The organism is Mucilaginibacter sp., assembly GCF_039207105.1.
In the GTDB taxonomy this organism is placed as follows: domain Bacteria; phylum Bacteroidota; class Bacteroidia; order Sphingobacteriales; family Sphingobacteriaceae; genus Mucilaginibacter.
Window position 1 is genome coordinate 1 of the sequence record NZ_JBCECK010000019.1, and the last position, 23,626, is coordinate 23,626.

The window sequence follows — 23,626 nt, forward strand, 5'->3', positions numbered from 1 at the left end:
CTAAAGCACCTGAAATTATTGTTATCCACCCTCCTGGTATTATCTGCCCTTCATGCTTACCCTCAAAACATTCCGCTCGCTAATGCCTTTGCCCATAATGATTATTGGCACAAACGGCCATTATATGACGCGCTTGATAACGGGTATACCCACATTGAGGCCGATATTTACCTGCGGCACGGAAAACTGATCGTAGCACATCTGCTTCCGCTTTTTAAAAAGCACCGAACGTTGGAGCGCCTCTACCTTGATCCGCTGGCAGCATGTATCAACAGTTCAAATGGTTTGGCGCCCCGCATAGTTTCTCCCATTACGCTGATGATTGATATCAAATCAAACGCCGATAAAACCTACCAGGCTCTGTCAGCTCTTCTTGAAAAATACAAAGACATTATATCGGGTTACGAAAACGGTGTATTTATAAAACGCCAGTTAACTATTGTAATAACCGGGCATAAACCGTTTGAAATCATTAAAAAACAAGAAAACCGGCTGGCATTTATTGATGAGGATTTGCTGTCTGTGCAGCAGGATACATCATCAGCAAATATTTACCAAACTGCCAGCTGCAAATATTCAAAGCTTGTAAACTGGAACGGTACCGGCTCTTTCCCTGTTTTACAAAAGCAGCGCCTGCGCAGGTATGTAAACATGGCGCACAGGTTTGGTAAAAAAGTAAGGCTATGGGCATCGCCGGAAACCCCTGCTGTTTGGAACGAATTGCTTGAATGCGGGGTTGACCTCATTAACACAGATAAACTCCCTGAGCTTAAGGAGTTTTTAACAAAACGCATTGCATTCTCGGCAAATGTGAAGTAAATAAGAATTACACTTTTTGTTTAAACATTAACTTCAAACTACCTTAATACATACTTAATTATATCATAACCTAAACTTAGCGTTATTTAAAAGTGCCCACCCTACTTTTAATTTATTGTGATAACATATTATTAATAAGGCATTATGATCGTCACTATTCATATACCTTCTATCACAATATATAGTACCAAAATATTTGCCTGTTTAACAATTAGTGATCAAATTATAAATGCAGAAAATACTGTTCATTACCGGTTCTGTAAACCAAACATCGCAAATGCACCAGATAGCGGCAGAACTCCCCGAGTTTGATTGCTGGTTTAGCCAATTATTTACAGACAACTCCTTCTTCAACTTCCTGATCAATAATACTACCCTGCTTAACGGCACTGTATTATCAAACTATTACCGTACCAATTCTGAAAAATACCTGCACCAGCACGGTTTGCAAATTGATTATGGAGCCAAATTAAATCAATATGATCTGGTTGTTTTTTGTTCAGATCTATTGATTCCGCAGCGTATGCAGGCAACCAAAACCATATGGGTACAGGAAGGTATGGTTGATAAATATACCCTGATGAGCCAGCTGGTTAAAAAGCTGAAACTGCCACCATTTTTATGCGGCAATACCTCGTTGAATGGTTCATCAAACGTGTGCGATATTTATTGCTCCGCTTCTGAAGGATACAAACAGTATTTTGTAGAAAAAGGCACAGCAAACCATAAAATTGCCGTTACCGGGATGCCCAATTACGATAACCTGCAGCAGTTTCTGGATAATGATTTTCCACACCATAATTATGTAATGGTTGCCACAACCGATATGCGTGAAACTTATCGTTTTGAAAACCGACCAGCCTTTATTAAAAGCGCCGTAAAAATTGCTGCCGGCAGACCTTTGCTGTTCAAGTTACATCCTAATGAAAACGCTGAACGTGCCGAGCGGGAGATCCGCAGGTTTGCCCCGGCCGATACCATGATATACAAAACAGGTAATACCAACCACATGATAGCCAATTGCTGTGAGCTCATCACCCAGTATTCAACCGTGGTGTACACCGGCATAGCTTTAGGTAAAAAGGTACATTCCTGGTTTAATATTGACGACTTAATGCAGCTGGCCCCCATCCAGAACGGCGGCGTTTCGGCCAATAAAATAGCGCAGATATGCCGGGCTTACATTAAGTATAACGGCAAATCGAACAATTTTGATCTGCAAAGAATAGTGAACAAGAAAGTACGCTTTGAATATTCGGAGCAGCTGGTGGCAAATTACTAATACTCATTTTATGGCAGCTAAAACAGTGATTGTAGTGCAGGCGCGTATGGCATCAAGCCGTTTACCGGGTAAAGTAATGTTACCGGTGCTGGGCAAAAGCATCCTTGCCCTCATGATTGAACGCCTGCAGATGATCAAACACCAGGTAACCATCGTAATTGCTACATCGGTTAATGCCGAAGACGATATTATTGAACAGGAAGCACAGGCAATTAATATTCCTTGTTATCGCGGCAGCCTGCAAAACCTGCTCGATCGTCATTACCAGGCGGCATTATTGCATGGTGCCGAGGTAGTACTAAAGATACCATCAGATTGCCCTCTGATTGATCCGGATATTATTGACAATGTGCTGGATTACTTTTTTGAACGCGAAACCAGCTTTGATTATGTAAGTAACCTGCACCCGGCAACTTATCCAGATGGTAACGATGTGGAGATCATGACGATGGCTTGCTTAAAACGGGCATGGGAAAATGCAGATAAGGCTTTGGAGTTAGAGCATACCACACCGTACATCTGGGAAAATCCTGAGCAATTCAGCATTGGCAATGTAAGCTGGGAAACCGAATTGGATTATTCCATGTCGCACCGTTTCACCATTGATTACCGGGAAGATTACCTGTTTATAAAGCGGGTATTTGAGGAGCTTTATCCTGAAAATGAAAACTTTTCATGCTACGATATCCTGGAGCTGCTTAATCACCGGCCCGAAATTTATCAGATCAACGCCCAATATGCAGGAGTAAACTGGTATCGCCATCATTTAAACGAACTAAAAACCATCCAGCCAGAACAAACCCGTCAGGTAGCCGGATAGTACAATATACCCCAAAATCACCATCAAGTGGAAGAAAACAAAATACATCATTACCAGGAAACCGAAGCTATAGCCTTAAGGGTTAGGGAGCACATTGTTCGCATGTCAACAGAGGGAGGTTGCTTCACCGGCGCGTCACTTTCGGCTGTAGACCTGATCGTGTACCTTTATACCGAGTTTTTAAATATCACGCCTTTCAATCTAAACGATCCTAACCGCGATTATCTTTTCCTGTCCAAAGGTCATGATGTACCGGCTCTATATGGCACACTTGCCGAACTCGGCTTTATTGAAAGAGATAGGTTGCAAAATCATTTATCCTTAGATGATCATATTTATTGGCACCCCAACAGGCATATTCCCGGCGTGGAGTTCCACTCCGGTTCATTGGGGCATTTGCCCTCGGTAGCCTTAGGTGTTGCTATGGATCTGAAAATAAGCGGCAGCGATAATAAAGTAATTTGCATTATGGGTGATGGCGAGCTGAATGAAGGCACCTGCTGGGAAGCTGTGCTGGTGGCCAATGCTTATGCTTTGGATAACCTGATATTCGTGATAGACCGTAACCATTTCCAGGCCAATATGCGCACGGAAGACCTTATACCGCTTGAACCGCTTGCTCAAAAATTTGAATCGTTTGGCGCGGCCGTAAAACGCATCAACGGCCATAGCTATACTGAACTGCACGAGGCATTCAGCACATATCCTTTCCAAAGCGGTAAACTCAATGTGGTTATTGCCGATACCATCAGAGGCAAGGGTCTGCCAAGCATACAGGAACGTGCCGACCGCTGGTTCTGCAACTTCTCGGCCGATGAAATTGAACAGCTTTTACTGGAATTGCACGGACAGCATACCACCTCATTAACATCTGAAACCTTAATTGTGCGATAAGCCATGACCTACGAAGAATTATTAACGGAAACAGCCCTGAACAATGAACAGGTTATTGTAATGACTGCCGAAAACCGCGCGCTGGTACGTAACCTTCCCGCCGTTTTAGGCAAACGTTTTATTGACACCGGTATCACCGAACAAACCATGATAGGCGCAGCAGCCGGTTTGGCCCTGCGCAACCGCGTACCGGTGGTACATGCATTGGCAGCTTTCTTAACCATGCGCGCATATGAATTTGTACGTACCGATCTGGGTATTGCCAACTTACCGGCCAAGCTGAGCGGCTTTATACCCGGTTTTTTATCAGATGCCAACGGTCCTACTCACCAGGCTATTGAAGATATTTCTATCATGCGGGGCATACCTAATGTAACAGTTTTTGCTCCCGCTGATGAGGACGACCTTATAAAAATGCTGCCGCAGATATGGAGCTCCCCTAACCCGGCGTATACCCGCATCAATACCCGCAAAACGGGCTATGAACATGAACCCTTTGAATTAGGCAAGGCCGAAGTTATAGCCACAGGCAGCGATGTAACTATTTTAACCTACGGACTGTTATTTGAACAAGCATTGGTAGCAATGGATATACTGCAAAATGAAGGTTTATCGGTTGGCCTGGTTAATATGCGCAGCCTTAAACCGGTTGATGAGGCCATTATATTACAGGTGGCTGCCAGTAGTAATATCATAGTTACCCTTGAAGATCATTTTTTAACCGGCGGCCTGTACACCATTGTAGCCGAAGTATTGCTGCAATACCAAACAACCGCTAAAGTAATGCCTATTGCCCTGAAAGAAAACTGGTTCAGACCGGCATTATTGCAGGATGTATTACAAAACGAAGGTTTTACCGGCAAACAAATAGCCGAAAGAATATTAGGTTACCAAACAGGCCACTCTCAGCCTGCTATTACCACACAGGAATTTTCAGAATAAAACATTACCACCATGGCAAACAAAATACAGTTAAGTAATAACTACCCCAATATCACCGAGTCGGACAAATTATACGAGCGCGCTTTAAAGGTTCAGAAACCCATTACACAAACACTGGCCAAAGGTCCGGGTCAGTTTAGTAAAGGTGCAGCGCCTAAATATTTGGTAAAAGGTAAAGGATCACACGTTTGGGATGTGGATGGCAACGAATACATTGATTATAACTCGGCCATAGGCCCTATCTCTTTAGGTTACGCTTACCATGTGGTTGATGAGGCTATTCGTACCCAACTGAATGATGGCATTACCTTTTCATTAATGCACCCGCTTGAGGTTGAGCTTTCTGAACTGGTTCAACAGGTGATCCCCAACGCCGAAGCCGTTAAAATAGCTAAAACCGGCGCCGATGTTTGCTCGGCCGCTGTACGTTTGGCTCGCGCCTATACTGGCCGCGATAAAATATTTTGCTGCGGTTACCACGGCTGGCATGATTGGTATATTGGCATTACCAGCCGAAACGCTGGTATTCCGGAAGCGATACAGGAGCTAACTTATACCTTTGAGTATAACGACATAGAATCAATAAAAGCGGCGCTCGACGAAACCGTAGCTGCCCTGATATTGGAGCCTTTTATTTTTGAGGCGCCAAAACCTGGCTTTTTACAAGAGCTTGCCGAAGTATGCCGCGAAAACGGAACCTTACTCATTTTTGACGAAATGTGGACAGGCTTCCGCATTGCCTTAGGTGGTGCGCAAGAATATTTCAATGTAAAGGCCGACCTGGCGGTTTTCTCTAAAGCCTGCGCTAATGGCATGCCCATAGCCTTGCTTACCGGCCGTGCCGATGTAATGGAACTGCTGAACTCAGAGGTATTTAGCTATACCACGTTTGGCGGCGAAGCTTTGTCATTGGCCGCTTGCGTAGCTACTATCAATGAGCTGCGTGATAAAAACGTAGCGCAATACCTCGATCAGCATGGCGCTTTGTTAAAAGATGGTTATAACGAAATTGCCATATCAATGGGTATGGATCAGTACACCCGCTGTATTGGCTATAACTGCCGCAGCATGGTAATCTTCACCCCTGAAGCCGGTAACGCCTTGGAATTAAAAACGCTGATGCAGCAGGAGATGATCAAACGCGGTGTACTTTGGGCCGGTTTCCACAACATATGTTTTAGCCATACCTCTGAGGATATTGATTACACCCTTTTAGCCTACCGCGATGTACTGGCGGTTGTTAAGGAAGCCATTTTAAGCGACGATGTAAAAAGCTATCTAAAAGGCGAAGTACTGGAGGCTGTTTTCCGCAAGGTGAGCAATTACAATATCAAGCCAAAAACCGCCGCGCTGTAAGTCATGGAACTATTTTCATTACAAGGTAAAACAGCTATAGTAACGGGCGCCTTAGGCTTGATAGGGCAAAAGCATTGCGAGGCCCTTGCCCTGGCCGGAGCCAATGTGGTAGCGGCTGATATGGACGAAAAAAAAGTGGAAGCATTTGCTGCAAGCTTAGGCGAACAACACGGCGGCCTGCGTATTGATGTTACCAACAAACATGCTTTAGAAGTAGCTCGCGACAAGATACTAACCCGCTACGGCAGCATAGACATATTGGTGAACAATGCCGCCATTAATGATATGTTCGAGAACCCGGCAATGGCTAAAGAACTTTCGGCATTTGAAAACTATCCGTTGGATGCGTTTCAGCAGTCACTTAATGTGAACGTGACCGGGGTTTTCCTGTGTTCGCAGATATTCGGTACGGTGATGGCTCAACAGGAATCGGGCAGTATTATTAACGTGGCCTCTACCTATGGTATGGTGGGGCCAGATCAATCCATATATCGTAATCAGCAGGGCGAACAGGCCTTTTATAAATCTGCCGCTTACCCGGTTACCAAGGGAGCGGTTATCAACTTCACCCGCTTTTTGGCTGCCTATTGGGGCAACAAAGGCGTACGGGTAAATACCTTATCTCCGGGTGGTGTGGAAAATAACCAGAACGAATTTTTTGTAGAGAATTACTCAGCCAAAACATTATTGGGCCGCATGGCAAAATCAACTGATTACCAGGGCGCATTAGTATTTTTGGCAAGCGATGCATCAGCTTACATGACCGGGGCCAACCTGGTAGTTGACGGCGGATGGACAGCGATTTAATATTTTAGTATCAAGTAGTTAGTATCGAGTATCAAGACTTAGAATGTCTTATAATATCATCCGACACCAGCTACTTGATACTCGATACTAACTACTTGATACTAATTAAATTATGCCACAGGAAAAATTGCTTACCATTACCACCACCATACTGGTTTTATGGATAATCATGATCATTACCCTGGAACGGATAATACCCTACCGTAAGGGGCTAAAATTTTTCAGAGAAGGTTTCTGGATAGATCTGGTATGGTATACGCTTATACAAAGCTATTTTTTAAAGATATTCATCTTTGATTATATCATAGCACCGGTTCAGCATCACTTTAACTGGTCGGCCACTCAGTTTGTGAAGGATTGGCCCGTAGCGGTTCAGGTATTGTTTTTCCTGGTTACGCATGACTTATACATATACCTGTTTCACCGCCTGCAGCATCGCAGTAAATTTTTCTGGCGCACGCACGAGGCGCATCATTCAGGTAAGGAAGTTGATTTTTTATCAGGCTCAAGATCACATATTGTCGAGATCATTATTAACCAAACTATTGAATTTGCGCCCATCATCCTGCTTGGTGCCGATCCGGCCGTAGTACCCATCAAAGCCTTGTTAGATGCCATGTTCGGCATGTTCATTCACGGCAATATCAATGTAAGGATGGGCAAGCTGAAATACATCATCAACACGCCCGAATTGCATTTATGGCATCATGCCAACTACATTGAGGTTTTCCACGCCAACTTTGCTACCAAATTTGCCCTCTGGGATCATCTGTTCGGTACTGCCTATGACCCAGGCCATGCCCCCGGCAATGAACGTGAAAACTGGGGATTAGGCTATGAATACCCTCGGGATTACTTTTTGCAGCATGCCTTTTCGGTAAAGCGCTTTGATGAAACCAAGCTATTAAAATACCGATGGTTTGAGCGATATTATAACTTAAGGCCTGCCCTGCTTAATATATTATTTAAGCTCTGGAAAAAGGATGAGCCCAAAGCAGCGAATGCAGTTCATAAGCCCGAATTAGTTACTACATTGACAACACCTCAACGGCAAGAAGAAATTTTGCAATAACCCCATAAACATTGGCCTGGATATACATCATCATAGCAGCAGTATTTGAAACCGCCTGGACGTTTTCGGTCAAGTACTTTAAAATGAGCGACCTTAAACTGCTTACCTGGCAAAACTTTTACCGGCTTAATATCAGTTTTCCGCTGCTGGCTCCATTGCTGGGCTATATTTTATTTGGTGTATGCAATGTATATTTCTTTTCACTGGCTATTAAGGATCTGTCTACCGCAACCGCTTACGCCATCTGGACGGCCGCTACTCTGGTATTTATAAAAATAGCTGAAATGGCTTTCTTCAACAAAACCATTACTTGGACAGAAGCTTTTTTTATCTCCCTGATCATGATAGGCATCATGGGCTTAAAGTTTTCTGTATCGCACATTAACCAGGTACCCTGATCAGTACCTGTGGGGACTAATAGGACTTTAAGATTTTGGGGATAAAATGCAAAAGCTTTCTCTTCCTGCATGGAAGAAAAAGCTTTTGTCGATCATTTTTGTAAAGCCTAACTATTTACGGAAAAACTACACCGGTAGCAGCTTCTGCCATTTCCCATAGTTTTTTTGCGACTGCCTCGTCCAAAGCATTCTCTAAAATTGGAGTAACAGTTGGGTATCCCCTGAGCCAGTCTTCACCATCCGGACCATAAAACTCTCCGCCTTTTACATCCTCGGCAACAGCCGCATACAAACTTGGTAAGGCACCCTGTTCCGTCTCCATTAATGGCCCCCATCGTTCCACAGCATCATTAAATACTTCCTCACTCATGTGTCGGCTAAGGTCGGTTTTAGTAATTCCTGGGTGAGCAGCTACAGAGAGTACCGCATCTTCTTTAGCGACTATTCTTCGCTGCAATTCAAGGGTAAACAATAGGTTTGCAAGTTTACTTTGACAATATTCCCTGAATGCATCATATGACTTCTCAGATTTAAGGTTATCAAATTCAATACTTCCATGCCTGTAGCCCATACTTGTCACCGTAACAATACGGGCATCCTTTGTTTTTTTGATTAAAGGATAAAGATAGCCGGTTAACGCAAAGTGAGCTAAATAGTTAACCCCAAATTGTGACTCGTACCCCTCCGCCGTAAACCCAGCCGGTGGAATCATGATACCTGCATTATTGATAAGCAAGTGAAGCTCGGCGTGCTTCTGAATAAAATCATCAGCAAATGCCTTTACTGATGCCAGGCTGGCCAGATCAAGCAATGCCACTTCAATTTTACCTGTACCACCAGCCTGTTCAATTTTATTTGCGGCTACACGTCCTTTTTCCAGGTCTCTGCAGGCCAATACTACATGAGCACCTTGCTCATATAAGGCCTTTACCGTTTCATAACCAATACCGGTATTCCCACCGGTTACAATAGCTGTTTTACCGGTTTGGTCGGTCATATTATCTTTTGTCCACATAATTCGTTAAATTATTCAGTTTGCAATTTTACTGCATCCCTGAACAATTTTATATCCCCAAAGATGGGGGTTTATTAAAGCTTACCGATTTCCTGAGCAACCCGCTGGGCCGAGCGAATACATGATTCCATGCCGCGGCTCATATTGTCGGCATAGGTACCGGCAAAATATATGCGCCCTTCAGGTTGCATTACCTGCGGCCAAAACTTGTGCATGGTACCAATTGGGAAGGGCTGCATTTCGCAGGCGGGTGCAAACTTGTCCTTCGTCCAGTCAAACGTAAGCGCTTGTTCTATGGTATCATGCTTGCCGGGGTAAACACTCCTGAAAGCCGCCAAAACGCGTTCTGGCGCAAGCCCGCCCGGGCCAAAAGCTTTTAGTACTACACGGTTGGTATCAACCTCATTGGTTTCTTCCCATATGGACGATATATCGGGGTGTTCAAACTCCATATTAATGGTTTTAAAACCATCGTCCAGCCAAAATTTAGTACTGGCCTCAAACACATAAAACGGATGCGAAGAATAGCCCATCCTATCCACCACGTACTTCTTTTCAGGCGATAATGGTGGGCTCACCGGGATATTTTTAAATATGGGCAGGGTGATACAGTTAACCAATACGTCGGCCTGCATTTCCTGTATCTTATCTGAGCCATAAGGTTTATAGGATACGCTGACACCTGTGCTGCTCTGTTTAATGGCCGTAACCGGATGGTTTAGTTTTACCCTATTGCCCAAACGTTTGGCAAAGGCAATGGGCAACTGCTCGTTACCATCTTTAAGGTGAAAGGTGTCTCCTTCGGATGCCGGGATACCGCGAAAATCCATAATAGCCATTCGCCAAATCGTATAAAGCGCATTGGTAGTGCTTCCACCCAAAAAGCGTAGCGCGGCAGGTGAAGCTCCCTCCTTTTTATAAATCTCGGCAATGGCTATTTTATCATAATCATCATAACCAACCCCAAATGGCTGGTACGGGTCGGTAAATTTAGAGAGGTAAGGTTTTAAAAAATACCTACTCAACTCATAAAACGGATTTTGCGATAAAAACTTAACCTCCTTTTCATTGAATCCAAATTGGGTAAGCACAGCCGGATCTTTCATCATTTCGGAGGTGTAAAACTTGCCACCTATCATTTTCATGGTATGATTATCAGGCGCAGCTTCAGAGCCCTCTGCATGCGGATATGGAATGACCTTTAATTTAAATTCATCAGCATATTCAAAAAAACGCTCATAGCCCGGCTTGGTGATATGATCGGCACCATAATCCGCATACAGGCCATCGCTTAAGCCGTCCCGACCGGTAAATATATGCCCGCCATACCTGCCGCTTGCTTCCAGTACCACCACATCGTGCCCACTTTTCATCAATTCATAGGCACAGCAAAGGCCGGTGATACCCGCGCCGGCAACGATCACCTTTTTACCGGTTGGCACTGCTATCTGATCAACCGGCTCCTGTTTAGCACTTAGCTCTTCCGCAGCCTGTATCAGCTGAGGGGCCAAAACAGTACCGGCGCCGGCAAGGAGTGTATTTTTGATGAATGATCTTCTTTTGATATTGGTCATGGTTTTATGGAATAGGCAGATATGCTAAAGCTAAATATACTATTCAGAGCAACTTATCAGAAATCCGGCTGAAAAATTTTTAATTCATATACAATATAAATAACACATTTCACTTTAAAACCACGCTTTGAAGCTAAGCCTCGTTTAACTTTGCAGCTTTACAACAAAGCAAAACATGAATGATCTGGATACTGCGAGGGCGCGCAAAACAAAATCTCCTTTTATTTTTATAGTAGGTACTACCAGTTTAGCCTTTGTGGTGTCACAGCTTGACGTATCTATTTTAAATATCGCCCTACCCCAGATAGCTACATCCTTTAAAGCTGATATCAGCGAACTGCAATGGATAGTTGATGCCTACACCATTGCCTTTGCCGTACTGATGTTATCGGCCGGTGGCATGGGCGATCTGCTGGGATCAAAGCGCTTATTTCAATTTGGCTTACTGGTGTTCGGCATTGCCTCGGCAGGCTGCGGCTTTTCCTGGAACCCGTTCAGTCTGATCGCGTTCCGTGTACTGCAAGGTATCGGTTCGGCAGCCATGATACCAAGCTCCCTATCTATATTAAACCAAAGCTTTGCCCATGAAGCCAAGCAGCGCAGCAAGGCTGTTGCCTGGTGGACGGCCGCGGGTGGAGTATCTATAGCAGCGGGCCCTATTTTGGGTGGCTTACTCATGCACGTAAGCAACTGGCGAATGATATTTTTTGTGAACGTGCCCATCTGTTTAATTGGCATACTGCTCAGCATTAAACTAAAGGAGAGCGAAAAACATGTTAATAAAGGTTTTGATATTCCCGGTCAGTTTAGTTGGATGCTGGCCCTTACCGCCCTTATAGCCGCTATTATTGAACTGCATCACCTCGGTTTCAATAATCCTATTATTTATGGGGCGCTTATTTTTAGCGCGTTGATGTTTATACTGTTTTTAAGAATTGAAAAGAAAGCGACAGCGCCCATACTTCCGCTTGATATGTTTAAATCGTCAACCTTTAACGTACTGATACTGTTAGGAATCACCCTCAACGGCTCATACTATGGAACCGTATTTGTTTTAAGCCTGTACCTGCAAAATGTTTTAGGCTATTCATCGCTCATCGCCGGGATGGCCTTTTTACCACTAACGGCAGGGTTTATTATCTCCAATCTCATCAGCGCTAAGCTGATGGCTAAATATGGAACACGGATACCTATTTTAGCCGGACTTACCATTGGCACCATCGGCTATACAGGATTACTAATAGCCCATGCAGGTACACCCTACTGGCAGCTATTTTTCCCCTTTATTACCATACCAATGGGCATGGGGCTTGCCGTACCCGCCATGACCACCGGCATATTATCAACCGTAGCAAAAACACGCTCGGGCACGGCATCCGCGGTTTTAAATACTACCAGGCAGGCGGCCGGGGCTATGGGTGTGGCTGTATTTGGTGCTATGGCCAATGGCGGCACAGCGGCAATTGTACAGGCGGTAACCATAAGTTCTGCGATATCAGCTATATGTATATTTAGCCTGATATTTTTAATTCGCCGGTATTTGAAAATAGCTTAGGCTTTCGGCTTTCCCAGCCTGATCAGTTTGGCTATTTCCCGGGTTGTACGAATGAGATTTTGTTCGGTGTTTTTGATGGCCGATGTCATATCTGCCGGCTCATTACCAATGGCCAGCAACACATCAAAGTACTCGCTAAGCCGCTGATCTTCCTGCAATGGCACTTTTCCGGCAACCGCGATAACGGGCAAGCTTTTCTGCTTTGCCCTGTAAGCTACACCAAAAGGGCCTTTGCCTTGCAGGGTTTGTTCATCAATACTACCCTCCCCGGTAATTACCAAATCACTTTTAGCCAGTGCCTCATCAAAACCGGTAAGCGTTAAAAAATGATCTATCCCATTCACCAACTGTGCATTTAAATAAGCATATACTCCGGATGATGCACCACCGGCTGCTCCTCCGTATTTTACAGCAGCCATATCTTTTCCGGTTGATTTCATGGTGATATCCGTCCATCGTGCAAGTGCTGCATCCAGTTTTTTTACCGCATCGGCGTCAGCTCCCTTTTGCGGACCAAATATTGCTGCTGCACCTTTTTCGCCCAAAAGTTTATTATCTACATCGCACAATACAATAACCTCACAGTTTGTCAGGCGCTTATCCATTTGGCTGATATCTACTTCATCAAGATCGATCAGGCTTTCCGGTAAATTCTCCAACTCCAGCCCTTTCTCATCCAAAAATCTTGCGCCAAGCGCTTTTAAAATACCGGTACCGCCATCAACAGTTGCCGAACCGCCCATAGCTATTAAAATCTGGTTCACACCTTTATCCAAAGCCACTTTAATCAGCTCGCCTGTTCCAAACGAGGTTGCCCGGAGCGGATTGAGTTCGTCCTGTTTTAATAATCTCAATCCGGATGCATCAGCCATTTCAATTACAGCGATACGGCCGTTTTCTATTAAACCGAATGAAGCAGTGATTAATCGGCCGAGTGGATCATGTACTTCTGTATGTACCGGCGTACCCTGTAATTGTTGAATAATAAGGCTCGCGGTTCCGTCGCCGCCATCGGCTATAGGAAAACACTGTGTAGTACACTCCAGCGGACTTAACTGTAGGCCTTTTTCAATGGCCTCTGCTGCTGCCTGGGCGGTTAAACTATTTTTAAAAGCATTAGGAGCTATCAGGATGTGCATAAAATTAAAGTAAATAAGATACAAGATATACCATAGCCAAAGCCGTTAAGCCCATCCATACCGTTGCGAGGGAATATACCCTTAACATGGTTTTCATTTCGAGACCTGAGAACTTGGCAATCACCCAAAAGTACGCATCATTGGCATGTGATATCATCATAGATCCGGCTCCCATAGCTAAAACACAAAGCAGATGCCCTTTATCGGTATCTAAACCAAGCGCGTGCAGCAAAGGCAACATAATAGAAGCCGCCGTAATAATGGCTACTGTTGATGAACCCTGAGCAGTTTTAAGTATAAAAGTAAGCAGGAACGGAAACAATATACCCATGCTGGCTAAAGGCAGGGCATTACTTAAATGTGTACCTATTTTGGCAGCGGCCAAAACAGCACCGAACGCCCCTCCTGCTCCAATGATCACCAAAATACCTCCGGCTTTCTCTGCGCCCTCCTGTAGTAAAGGAGCCAGGATATCTTTTTTGAACGATGGCAGCGCCATACAGGACAATAACACGCCGATAGCCAGTGCAATAACCGGATCGCCGGTGGCAAGTAAGACATTCATCCATTTCACCGAAACTCCCGGCTCAACCACAAAGAATGATTTGAGTGCGATTAATAAAATAGGGATCACTACTGGCATAAACGCCAAAGCAACCGATGGTAATTTTTGTTGCTGATCAATTAGATCAATATGTTCTGTGACTTGCTCCGGCGCTTTCCTGCCCGCATAATTCGCCCATAAATAGCCAACTATCATTACCGGGATGGCAACGATGATACCTGTAATCATGAGTTTTCCGGCTTCAACACCTATAATGCCGGCCGCGGCGGCAGCGCCGGGATGCGGCGGTATCATACAATGCACGGCATATAAACCCGTAGCCAGTGAAGTGCTCATTACCGCTAAAGATATCCCTGTGCTTTTGGCCAAAGATTTATTCAGTCCGCTTAATACGATATAGCCTGAATCGCAAAAAATGGGCAGACCTACAATAAAGCCGGTTAAGCTCATAGCCAGCGAGGCATACTTTTCGCCAACAATTTTTAGAATAGTTTTGGCCATTACCCGAGTACAACCTATATGTTCCAGTATCACGCCAAGTGTAGTACCCAACACGATGAGCAAACCCAAAGATTTGAGTATATTTCCAAAACCATCTTTGATAATGCCAAGTACATCATTAAGCGGCAAACCAATACCCAAGCCCACCATAAAACAGGCAATCACCAATGCGAAAAAGGCATGCACCCTGAACCTGGCAGTAAGCAATACAATGGCTGCTATACCTGCCACCAAACAAATTAAAATACGTACAAGAGATTGAGGATCTGCCATAGCTATTAATGCATATGCATATACAAAAACGCGGCTATAGAAGTGCCGATCACCGGCCCTAAAATCGGTATCCAGGCGTAGGCCCAATCGCTGGTACCTTTGCTTTTCATGGGCAACAACGCATGCATGATTCGCGGCCCCAGATCGCGTGCCGGGTTAATGGCATAGCCTGTTGTACCGCCCAACGCCAGGCCAATTACCCAAACCAGCAAAGCCACAGGGATAGCGCCCAACGAACCCATGCCTATAGGTGTTTTACTCGGGCTGATCTCGGCCCCAGAAATATAAAATATGGTGAATATCAATACAAAAGTGCCAATGATCTCGCTGGCGATATTGGACACGTAGTTCCGTACAGCAGGTCCTGTACAATAAACAGCCAGAATAGAACCGGGATCATTAGTTCGTTGAAAATGGTCAAAATACATAAGCCACACCAGGAAAGCGCCTGCAGCAGCTCCTAGTATTTGCGCCGCGATGTAGGGCATAACGCTACTCCACGCAAATTTACCTGCAATAGCCAAACCAATGGTAACTGCCGGGTTCAGGTGAGCGCCGCTATAAGGCCCGGCCACCACCACGCCTACAAAAACTGCCAGCCCCCAGGCAGTGGTAATTACCATCCAGCCGCTATTATTCCCTTTGGTATCATTTAAAACAACGTTGGCAACTACGCCGTCGCCTAAAAGTATAAGCAGCATGGTGCCTATAAATTCGGCCATAAATGGAGACATATATGAATTATTTTATGGTATATAATTAGTATGCTAAAAATAGTTATTCTGATTCAGAATCTGGCAGGTCATCCGTCCAGGCCTGCGCAGCATGGATAGCTTTTCGCCAGCCATGTATAGCTTTCTTTATTCCCGAGCGATCAGTATCTGGTGTGAATTCTTTTTCAGATTGCCATAACTGTTGTATCTCCTCTACACTATTCCAGTAACCAACGGCCAGGCCCGCCAGGTACGCAGCACCCAAAGCGGTGGTTTCTACCACATTTGGCCGTATCACTTTGCAATTGAGTAGGTTTGCCTGAAACTGCATCAGCAGATCATTCTTGGCTGCTCCACCGTCAACTCTTAACTCTCCGATAGCCATACCGCTATCTGCTTCCATCGCTTTCAGTACATCCATTGTTTGGTAGGCTATAGATTCCAGCGCGGCCCTTGCAATATGGGATGAGGTACTGCCACGGCTCAAACCTACAATAGTCCCCCTTACATCAGGCTTCCAGTACGGTGCCCCTAAACCTGCAAAAGCAGGTACAAAATATACGCCCTGTGTATCCTCAACCGCCTGGGCCAATTTCTCCACATCTGCTGATGTTTTGATGATCCCCAAGCCATCGCGCAGCCATTGTACTACCGCGCCACCAATAAATATACTCCCCTCAAAGGCATATTGAATTTTACCGTTAATTTTCCAGGCAATGGTGGTGAGCAGGTTGTTTTTCGATTCAATAAATTCATCACCGATGTTCATCAACATAAAACAACCCGTGCCATAGGTATTTTTAACCATCGCGTTATCAATACACATTTGGCCAAACAAAGCCGCGTGCTGATCGCCGGCGATACCTGCTATCGGAATTTTTGACGCGAAGATGGTTGTAGCGGTTTCGCCGTAGATCTCACTTGATTGCTTAACCTCTGGCAGCATGCTTTTAGGGATATCAAAAATGGCTATCAGCTCATCGTCCCATTGCTGGGTTTGAATATTGAACAGCATGGTACGGCCCGCGTTGGTAACATCGGTAATGTGTACGCGGCCACGGGTAAATTTCCATACCAGCCAGCTATCCACCGTACCGAAAGCCAGTTCGCCTTTTTCTGCCTTGGCACGGGCACCTTCAACATTATCCAGTATCCACCTGATCTTTGATGCTGAGAAATAAGCGTCGATCACTAATCCGGTTTTTGAACGGATCAAAGCTTCATGCCCTTGCTTTTTTAATTCATCACAAAAGGCGGCCGTGCGGCGGTCTTGCCAAACGATGGCGTTATAAACAGGTTCGCCGCTAACTCTATCCCATACAATAGTGGTTTCGCGTTGGTTAGTAATACCAATAGCTTTCAGATTGGTTCCATTGATACCCATCTTAACAGTAGCCTCAGCTGCTACACTGGCCTGGCTCGACCATATCTCATTCGGATCATGCTCAACCCAACCCGATTGCGGAAATATCTGCTTAAATTCTTTTTGGGCAACAGACTTAATTTGCCCTTTGTGATCAAATACAATAGCACGCGAGCTGGTGGTGCCCTGGTCTAAAGCTAAAATGTAATCTTCCATAATGTATATTTTCCCTGGTTAGGGGAATATTTGGTTTATATTGTTTAGTTGGCCATTTTGCCGACTCACCCCGGCATCGCTACGCTTGTCACCCCTCTCTACGCAAGCATAAAGAAAAAGATTGTCATTGCGAGGAACGAAGCAATCGCGAACCATGTATGTTCTCTCTGCAAAGTTCGCGATTGCCACGCTACGCTCGCAATGACAACTTTTCTCTTACCCTCTTTCCGCCGCAGGCGAAGAGAGGGTGGTCCAGCGTAGCGTAGACCGGGTGAGTAAATTATGCGCCCTATAATTTTGGAGCATACCTTTTAATGAACTATTTTTCCTTATAAGGCTCCAACAAATATCCGTTTGCCAAAATGGTAAAACTTTCAACCTGCTCTTTTTGCCACGCAGCATTTTTACCAAGCTCAGCTGCCATTAAGCTGGCCACCTGCGGAGCCATATCTATGGCAGCACGCGCATTCAGGAAAAGAGCCCTCACTCTGCGCGCCAGAATATCTTCGACGCTGCGGGCCATTTCATACCTTACACCCCATATTACCTCAGCTTGTAAATAAGGCATATCCGGATGAAGTTTTTGCGCCCATTCACAATTTTCTTTAAGCAGGTTAAGTAAGGCATCTTCATCGCTACCGTAAACATACAAATGATCGTTACGGTTTACATTGTTTTTACTGCCATGCAGAGGCAAATTTTTGGTTACACTGGGCTGCGGCGGTAAGTTACCAATTTCAATGGCTTTGTCAATAGTATCCTCGCCCATGCGGCGATAGGTTGTCCATTTACCGCCGGTTATCGTAATAAGACCTGATTCTGAAACAAGCAATTTATGACTGCGTGAAATTTCCTTTGTTTTGGCCGAATCGCCTTGAGGTGCAGCCAAAGGTCGCAATCCCGCGAATACGCTCAACACATCCTTTCGGGTTGGTGCTTTTTCCAGGTATTTTTCGGCAGTGCGAATAATAAAACTAATCTCTTCTTCCAATGCCCGTGGTTCCAGGTTGTGCTCATCAATCGGGGTATCGGTAGTGCCAACCACCAGCTTATCATGCCAGGGAACGGCAAAAAGCACACGACCATCCTCTGTTTTGGGAATCATGAGTGCGTCCTCACCGGGCATGAACGATCTATCCAATACCAGATGAACACCCTGGCTTGGCCTCACCATTGGCTTTTTCCCGGGCTTATCCATCTGTAACAGGTCATCAACAAACACACCGGTAGCATTAATTACAGTTTTTGCTTTGATATGATAAGTTTGGCCAGTTTCAGCATCTGTAGTAACCACGCCAGCTATTTTTTGCTCTGAATTTTTAATAAGGCTAACCACTTTGAAATAATTCAATACAGTGGCACCCTGCTCTAATGAAGTTTGGGCAAGGTTAACCGCCAAACGCGAATCATCAAACTGCCCATCATGGTATACCACCCCACCATATAAACCATGCTGATTGATAGTAGGCAACCTTTTGATCACCTCTTTTTTGGAGATGTATTTTGCACGGCCAAAACCCAGTTGACCTGCCAGCAGATCATATAAAGTAAGACCGATGGTATAAAAAGCGCCACCCCACCACTCATAATTAGGAATAACAAACGATTCGTTTTTTACCAGATGAGGAGCGTTTTTGAGCAGCAAACCGCGCTCATACAAAGCCTCGCGCACCAGGCCAATATCGCCCTGTGCCAGATAGCGCACACCGCCATGTACCAATTTTGTACTCCGGCTGGAAGTACCTTTGGCAAAATCGGCCTGCTCCAGCAGCAGTGTTTTATACCCTCTTGAAGCTGCATCAAGCGCGGTACCCAAGCCGGTAGCGCCACCACCTACTATAACCACGTCCCATATTTTTTCAGGGCCATCGGTCAAGGTTTTTACTATACTGCTTCTGTCTGTTGCAACTATGCTCATGGGGCTGTTAATGAAGGGGCAATTGATTTCGACTTATCAATCAAAATTAAAATAATAACAATAAGAAACAAAGCAAAACAATTATCAGTACAATTATTATTAACAACAAGCCATAAAATTTCTTTCTTAATCATTTTCATAACAAAAAATGCTTCACAATAGCATATGCGAAACAAATCGAAAGCAAAGTTAATATCCGGCAACATTGTTTACCCTTAACAATTTTTAATTGCTACATTTATTTATCAATATCAATTACCCATGAACCTCATCATCAATATACTGATTGGCCTTATTGCTGTAATACATTGTTATATATTATGGCTGGAAATGTTTGCATGGACTACCCGCGGCCCTAAAGCTTTTAATCAACCGGTAGAACAATTACAAAAGAGTAAAACACTGGCCGCCAACCAGGGCTTATACAACGGATTTTTAGCTGCCGGTTTGTTTTGGACATTTTTTATCAGCGATGCTCAATGGCATAATCATATAGCCCTGTTTTTTTTAAGTTGCATAGCGATTGCGGGTGTGTATGGAGCAATTACCGTTACCAAAAAAATATTTTACATACAGGCAGCACCTGCCGTGCTCGCCATAGTACTTATTTTGATTGTCCGCTAAACAAAAAAAGATCCTGTCATGACTTAACAGAATCTTTTTCGGGCATACGAATTTATTTTATTGATTAGTGCGTAACCACAGCGTGCTGACCGGGAACATAATCGCCTGCGGGTGTGCGGAAAGCAATATTTATACGATTGTAGCTGTTGATGGTAATAATGGAGACGGTCAGATCGATCAGTTCCTGTTCGGAAAAATACTCACGGACCTGTTCGTAAACCGCGTCGGGCACATGACTATCGGCAACCAGGGTAACTGATTCGGCCCAGGCCAGGGCAGCACGTTCACGATCGGTATATACAGTGGCTTCGCGCCAGGCGGATACCATGTAAATGCGCTGTTCGGTTTCGCCTTTTGAGCGCAGATCTTTAGCGTGCATATCCAGGCAATATGCACAACCGTTAATTTGCGATACCCTAAAGGAAATTAAATTTAAAAGCGCTTGTTCAACCGGCGATTTTGCCAAATAAATTGCTAATCCATACATCGCTTTCATAGCGCTCTGTCCTTTTTCAAATGCGTTGATTCTTGTTTTCATCTCGTTGTTGTTTATGATTTTGAATTATACACCTAAGACGAACAGGTTCTCTCCAATTGGACAACACGATCTAAAAAAATCTATGCTGATGGATTTTCACTGTAATTGCTTATTTTAATGGTAAAATAAACTGTAAATGACATTGAGTTTCCTGACGCGTAACCGTTCTGTTTTAATTTATGGCGCATCGCTGGCTGTTCTATTACTGCTGATGAAATGGCTGGAATGGCACTTTATTATTATTGACCACGCCTTTGAACTGTATGCCGGAGCATTGGCTATTATTTTTACCCTACTTGGTATTTGGCTGGCGCTTAAACTTACCCGCCCAAAAACCAATACCGTAATTGTTGAAAAAGAAGTAATTGTTAAAACCGCTCATTTTATTTTGAACGAAAAAGAACTGCAAAAACTTGGTTTAAGTAAACGTGAAATGGAGGTATTGCAACTGATGGCCGAAGGTTTGAGCAACCACGAAATAGCCGAGCGTTTATTTGTATCATTAAATACTATCAAAACACATTCATCAAAAGTATTTGAAAAACTGGAAGTAAACCGTCGCACGCAAGCTATTGATAAAGCAAAAAAATTAAACCTGATACCTTAAACTCCATCATACTTTAGTATTAAAAATGCCATGATTTTTTAAAATCACCCTAAAGTATGAGCCTAAAAAGCCGGCGACAACCCAATTTTGAACCATAAACTTTAAAACATATCAGCATGAAAAAGAATGTATTAGTATTTGGAACAATATCCGGAGTTTTGGTAGCTGGGTGGATGGTTATTAGTATGGCCTGGTGTTACAACCGTGGCATAGAGGGTAGTATGCTGGTGGGTTATGCCTCTATGATATTGGCATTTTCACTGATATTTGTAGGTGTTAAAAATTACCGCGATAAGTATAACGGCGGTATCATCAGCTTTGGCAAGGCATTTCAAATAGGTTTATATATCAGCTTGATAGCATCAACCATTTACGTACTGGCCTGGCTTGTGGAGTATTATGTATTCATGCCCGATTTTATGGATAGGTACACCGCACATGCCATAAGCAAAGCGCAAAACAGTGGAGCAAACCCTGCGGAACTTGCTGCCAAGCTTAAAGAAATAAACTCCATGAAAGATATGTATAGCACTCCGCTGATGGTGATCCTGTTCACTTATATGGAAATATTTCCGGTAGGTTTATTAGTATCTATTATTACGGCACTGATATTAAAACGTAAATCGGCCGATAGCATGGCGACTGTTGGTTAATACTTGAATTTAATTACCTGGCATAAATGGTTAATCATTGCAACTTTTTAGTTACTTGACTATTCCTTATCATTTTTCTTATCACCTTTGATAAAGGTTTTTAGAAGTACTATGCAATCGTTCATGATCAGGTATTTTTTATTTGTTGCTGTTTTAGCACTTACTGCAAAACCGTTTATCGGTTTCAGTTTTTGCGACCGCCTGCAAAACGAAACCGATACCTACACCAACATTTTTGCGAAAGCCTTCACCAAACGCAAACAGGAATACGTTGAAGACAGCGAGTATGATATGGCCACTGTTCAGCAACGCCTATCCAACCCTGTAATGGCGCTGCTGTTATTATTTACTTTCTTTTTAGATAAATTTTTTCGTGCGGTTTTTAAAACCACAGCATATTTAACCGTCGGTTTTTTAACCGACATCAGGCGCAGCCAAAGCCTCCCCCTGCATCGATACCTGTTGATGCGTAAGCTCAATATCTGATAATCACATCTTTCTCTTTGCTGATATCTTCAGCATGACTTAACACCTGCTTATTCAGCCAGGTGAGTTTTATTATTCATTATCAAATTTCTTAAAATAACATACTAAGATGCTCGATCTTAAACGATGCGTGGGCATAGCCATATTACTTTTTTACGCAATATGTACTTATGCTCAGCAATCAGCTACCCCGGTTACTTTAAAAGAGTTACTGAACCGGGTAGATGAAAACGCCCCTACGTTAATAACCGATTCGGCGGCTATCAACATCCGTCAAAATGAAGCAGCCGAAACCCGCAGCAACTGGCTGCCTAACCTGCATTTAAATTATCAGGCCGATGTTGGCACCAACAACAACACCGCGGGCCCCTATTTTGGCTTTGGTATTATCCCATCCAACTCGCGCGGGGTACGTACAGAAAGCAATACCAGCGCCTCGCTTACCAACCTAGGTATTGCCTCGGTTGATTGGGAGATTTACAATTTTGGCAAATACGCCGCTCAAAACAAGGTAGCCTCATCAAACATTAGTGTTGAGCAAAACAAATTCGCCCAATCAAAGTACCAATTACAGGCTTATACCATAGGATATTACCTACAACTGCTCAGGTTGCAAAACTATTTGGCCATACAGGTACGCAACATTGCCCGCAACCAACAGATCAGGCGATCTATACAGTCATTAGCTAAAAGCGGCGTAAGGCCCGGCGTGGATACCAGTATTGCCGAAGCTGAGCTCTCGAAAGCCCGATTAAACTATATTGAACTGAACAATCAGTATAAACAGGTACAGCTACAGTTGTCTGCCGTAAGCGGCCTGCCCTATCAATCTATAGTACCCGATACCAATGCCGAAAAGAATTTAGCTATAAATGCCTCGGTTATCAGTCCGGACACGGCAAACCACCCGGTTATAAGTTATTACAAATCACTTTTGCAAAACAGCTTTCAAAAAGAAGAACTTGTCAAAAAGCAGTATAATCCTAAAATATTGTTTGAAGCCGCCGCCTGGGGCCGTGGTTCGAGCATAGATGCTAACGACCGTTTCAACAGCCTCTCCAGCGGCTGGGGTTTTGACCGCAGCAACTATTTGGTTGGCATAGGTGTCTCGTTTGATCTGTTTGATATCCGCCGCAGGCAACTGAAAGTCCGCACCCAAAAAGCGGAGGTTTACTACGCCCAAAAGAAACTGGAAGAGCAAAAAAAGCTGCTTAACGTAAGCATTAACCAGGCCGATGTTGAGCTGAATACCGCCAAGCAACGCCTGGTGGAGATACCCGATCAGCTCAGGGCAGCTACTGCAGGCTATCGTCAAAAGCTTTCGTTGTATAAAAGCGGCCTTACCGATATTATTGAACTCAACGCCGCGCTCAATATCCTTTATCGCGCCGAGACGGATTACGCGCAGGCCAAATACGCGTATTCAAGCGCTTTGTTCCAAAAAGCGGTTACGGCCAACCAAGTTAGTTCAGTGTTAAACCTTTTTAATTAATTAA

General features: G+C 44.2%; 23 protein-coding genes. 15 read left to right on the forward strand and 8 right to left on the reverse strand.

Annotation, left to right across the window (positions count from 1 at the left end):
• The 9 genes from AAGC65_RS06065 to AAGC65_RS06105 all read left to right on the forward strand — a co-directional run.
• The coding region (locus AAGC65_RS06065) for a phosphatidylinositol-specific phospholipase C/glycerophosphodiester phosphodiesterase family protein (protein WP_343111526.1) at positions 1-819 on the forward strand (819 nt) is incomplete at its 5' end.
• Between the two features lie 229 nt (positions 820-1,048).
• Positions 1,049-2,101: a hypothetical protein gene (locus AAGC65_RS06070; RefSeq protein WP_343111527.1), complete on the forward strand. Its 1,053-nt coding sequence runs from the start codon at positions 1,049-1,051 to the stop codon at positions 2,099-2,101.
• Between the two features lie 10 nt (positions 2,102-2,111).
• Positions 2,112-2,921 carry a glycosyltransferase family protein gene (locus AAGC65_RS06075; RefSeq protein ID WP_343111528.1) on the forward strand — a complete coding sequence of 270 codons (810 nt, stop codon included), beginning with the start codon at positions 2,112-2,114 and terminating at the stop codon, positions 2,919-2,921.
• A gap of 27 nt (positions 2,922-2,948) precedes the next feature.
• Positions 2,949-3,815 carry a 1-deoxy-D-xylulose-5-phosphate synthase N-terminal domain-containing protein gene (locus AAGC65_RS06080; protein ID WP_343111529.1) on the forward strand — a complete coding sequence of 289 codons (867 nt, stop codon included), beginning with the start codon at positions 2,949-2,951 and terminating at the stop codon, positions 3,813-3,815.
• A 3-nt stretch (positions 3,816-3,818) separates the two neighbouring features.
• Positions 3,819-4,757: a transketolase C-terminal domain-containing protein gene (locus AAGC65_RS06085; protein ID WP_343111530.1), complete on the forward strand. Its 939-nt coding sequence runs from the start codon at positions 3,819-3,821 to the stop codon at positions 4,755-4,757.
• Positions 4,758-4,769: 12 nt separating this feature from the next.
• Entirely contained in the window at positions 4,770-6,113 is a 1,344-nt protein-coding gene (locus AAGC65_RS06090; RefSeq protein WP_343111531.1) for an aminotransferase class III-fold pyridoxal phosphate-dependent enzyme, read from the forward strand.
• A 3-nt stretch (positions 6,114-6,116) separates the two neighbouring features.
• Positions 6,117-6,920 (forward strand): SDR family oxidoreductase, encoded by an 804-nt coding sequence (locus AAGC65_RS06095; protein WP_343111532.1) that lies wholly within the window; start codon positions 6,117-6,119, stop codon positions 6,918-6,920.
• A 112-nt stretch (positions 6,921-7,032) separates the two neighbouring features.
• Entirely contained in the window at positions 7,033-7,992 is a 960-nt protein-coding gene (locus AAGC65_RS06100; protein WP_343111533.1) for a sterol desaturase family protein, read from the forward strand.
• 11 nt (positions 7,993-8,003) lie between these two features.
• Positions 8,004-8,390 (forward strand): SMR family transporter, encoded by a 387-nt coding sequence (locus tag AAGC65_RS06105; RefSeq protein WP_343111534.1) that lies wholly within the window; start codon positions 8,004-8,006, stop codon positions 8,388-8,390.
• Between the two features lie 115 nt (positions 8,391-8,505).
• Here the strand turns inward: AAGC65_RS06105 and AAGC65_RS06110 are convergent, their stop codons facing one another.
• Positions 8,506-9,405 (reverse strand): oxidoreductase, encoded by a 900-nt coding sequence (locus AAGC65_RS06110; RefSeq protein WP_343111535.1) that lies wholly within the window; start codon positions 9,403-9,405, stop codon positions 8,506-8,508.
• A 74-nt stretch (positions 9,406-9,479) separates the two neighbouring features.
• On the reverse strand, positions 9,480-10,979 hold the full coding sequence (locus AAGC65_RS06115; protein WP_343111536.1) for an FAD-dependent oxidoreductase: 1,500 nt from the start codon (positions 10,977-10,979) through the stop codon (positions 9,480-9,482).
• A 175-nt stretch (positions 10,980-11,154) separates the two neighbouring features.
• Between AAGC65_RS06115 and AAGC65_RS06120 the strand changes: the two genes are divergently transcribed.
• Positions 11,155-12,534, forward strand: coding sequence for an MFS transporter (locus tag AAGC65_RS06120; RefSeq protein ID WP_343111537.1), 1,380 nt, complete (start codon positions 11,155-11,157; stop codon positions 12,532-12,534).
• Here the strand turns inward: AAGC65_RS06120 and AAGC65_RS06125 are convergent.
• From AAGC65_RS06125 to AAGC65_RS06145, 5 genes are all read right to left on the reverse strand, one after another.
• A complete protein-coding gene (locus AAGC65_RS06125) occupies positions 12,531-13,673 on the reverse strand; it encodes a glycerate kinase (protein WP_343111538.1) in 1,143 nt (380 codons plus the stop codon). The two genes, AAGC65_RS06120 and AAGC65_RS06125, sit on opposite strands and share 4 nt — an antisense overlap.
• A gap of 4 nt (positions 13,674-13,677) precedes the next feature.
• Positions 13,678-15,012 carry a GntP family permease gene (locus AAGC65_RS06130; protein WP_343111539.1) on the reverse strand — a complete coding sequence of 445 codons (1,335 nt, stop codon included), beginning with the start codon at positions 15,010-15,012 and terminating at the stop codon, positions 13,678-13,680.
• Positions 15,013-15,017: 5 nt separating this feature from the next.
• On the reverse strand, positions 15,018-15,746 hold the full coding sequence (locus tag AAGC65_RS06135; RefSeq protein WP_343111540.1) for an MIP/aquaporin family protein: 729 nt from the start codon (positions 15,744-15,746) through the stop codon (positions 15,018-15,020).
• A 43-nt stretch (positions 15,747-15,789) separates the two neighbouring features.
• Positions 15,790-17,304, reverse strand: a complete 1,515-nt coding sequence (glpK, locus tag AAGC65_RS06140; protein ID WP_343111541.1) for a glycerol kinase GlpK — start codon at positions 17,302-17,304, stop codon at positions 15,790-15,792.
• A 319-nt stretch (positions 17,305-17,623) separates the two neighbouring features.
• Positions 17,624-19,222 (reverse strand): glycerol-3-phosphate dehydrogenase/oxidase, encoded by a 1,599-nt coding sequence (locus AAGC65_RS06145; RefSeq protein ID WP_343111542.1) that lies wholly within the window; start codon positions 19,220-19,222, stop codon positions 17,624-17,626.
• Positions 19,223-19,483: 261 nt separating this feature from the next.
• Between AAGC65_RS06145 and AAGC65_RS06150 the strand changes: the two genes are divergently transcribed.
• A complete protein-coding gene (locus AAGC65_RS06150; protein ID WP_343111543.1) occupies positions 19,484-19,846 on the forward strand; it encodes a DUF1304 domain-containing protein in 363 nt (120 codons plus the stop codon).
• A 64-nt stretch (positions 19,847-19,910) separates the two neighbouring features.
• On the opposite strand, the gene AAGC65_RS06155 is transcribed toward AAGC65_RS06150, so the two are convergent.
• Entirely contained in the window at positions 19,911-20,384 is a 474-nt protein-coding gene (locus AAGC65_RS06155) for a carboxymuconolactone decarboxylase family protein (protein ID WP_343111544.1), read from the reverse strand.
• 136 nt (positions 20,385-20,520) lie between these two features.
• Between AAGC65_RS06155 and AAGC65_RS06160 the strand changes: the two genes are divergently transcribed.
• The 4 genes from AAGC65_RS06160 to AAGC65_RS06175 all read left to right on the forward strand — a co-directional run bounded on the left by AAGC65_RS06160 (position 20,521) and on the right by AAGC65_RS06175 (position 23,622).
• Positions 20,521-20,991 (forward strand): response regulator transcription factor, encoded by a 471-nt coding sequence (locus AAGC65_RS06160; RefSeq protein WP_343111545.1) that lies wholly within the window; start codon positions 20,521-20,523, stop codon positions 20,989-20,991.
• 116 nt (positions 20,992-21,107) lie between these two features.
• Positions 21,108-21,644 (forward strand): DUF4199 domain-containing protein, encoded by a 537-nt coding sequence (locus tag AAGC65_RS06165; protein WP_343111546.1) that lies wholly within the window; start codon positions 21,108-21,110, stop codon positions 21,642-21,644.
• 87 nt (positions 21,645-21,731) lie between these two features.
• The gene (locus AAGC65_RS06170) at positions 21,732-22,130 is read left to right on the forward strand and encodes a hypothetical protein (protein WP_343111547.1); all 399 of its coding nucleotides are present in this window, start codon (positions 21,732-21,734) and stop codon (positions 22,128-22,130) included.
• A gap of 109 nt (positions 22,131-22,239) precedes the next feature.
• The gene (locus AAGC65_RS06175; protein ID WP_343111548.1) at positions 22,240-23,622 is read left to right on the forward strand and encodes a TolC family protein; all 1,383 of its coding nucleotides are present in this window, start codon (positions 22,240-22,242) and stop codon (positions 23,620-23,622) included.
• Positions 23,623-23,626 lie beyond the last annotated feature (4 nt).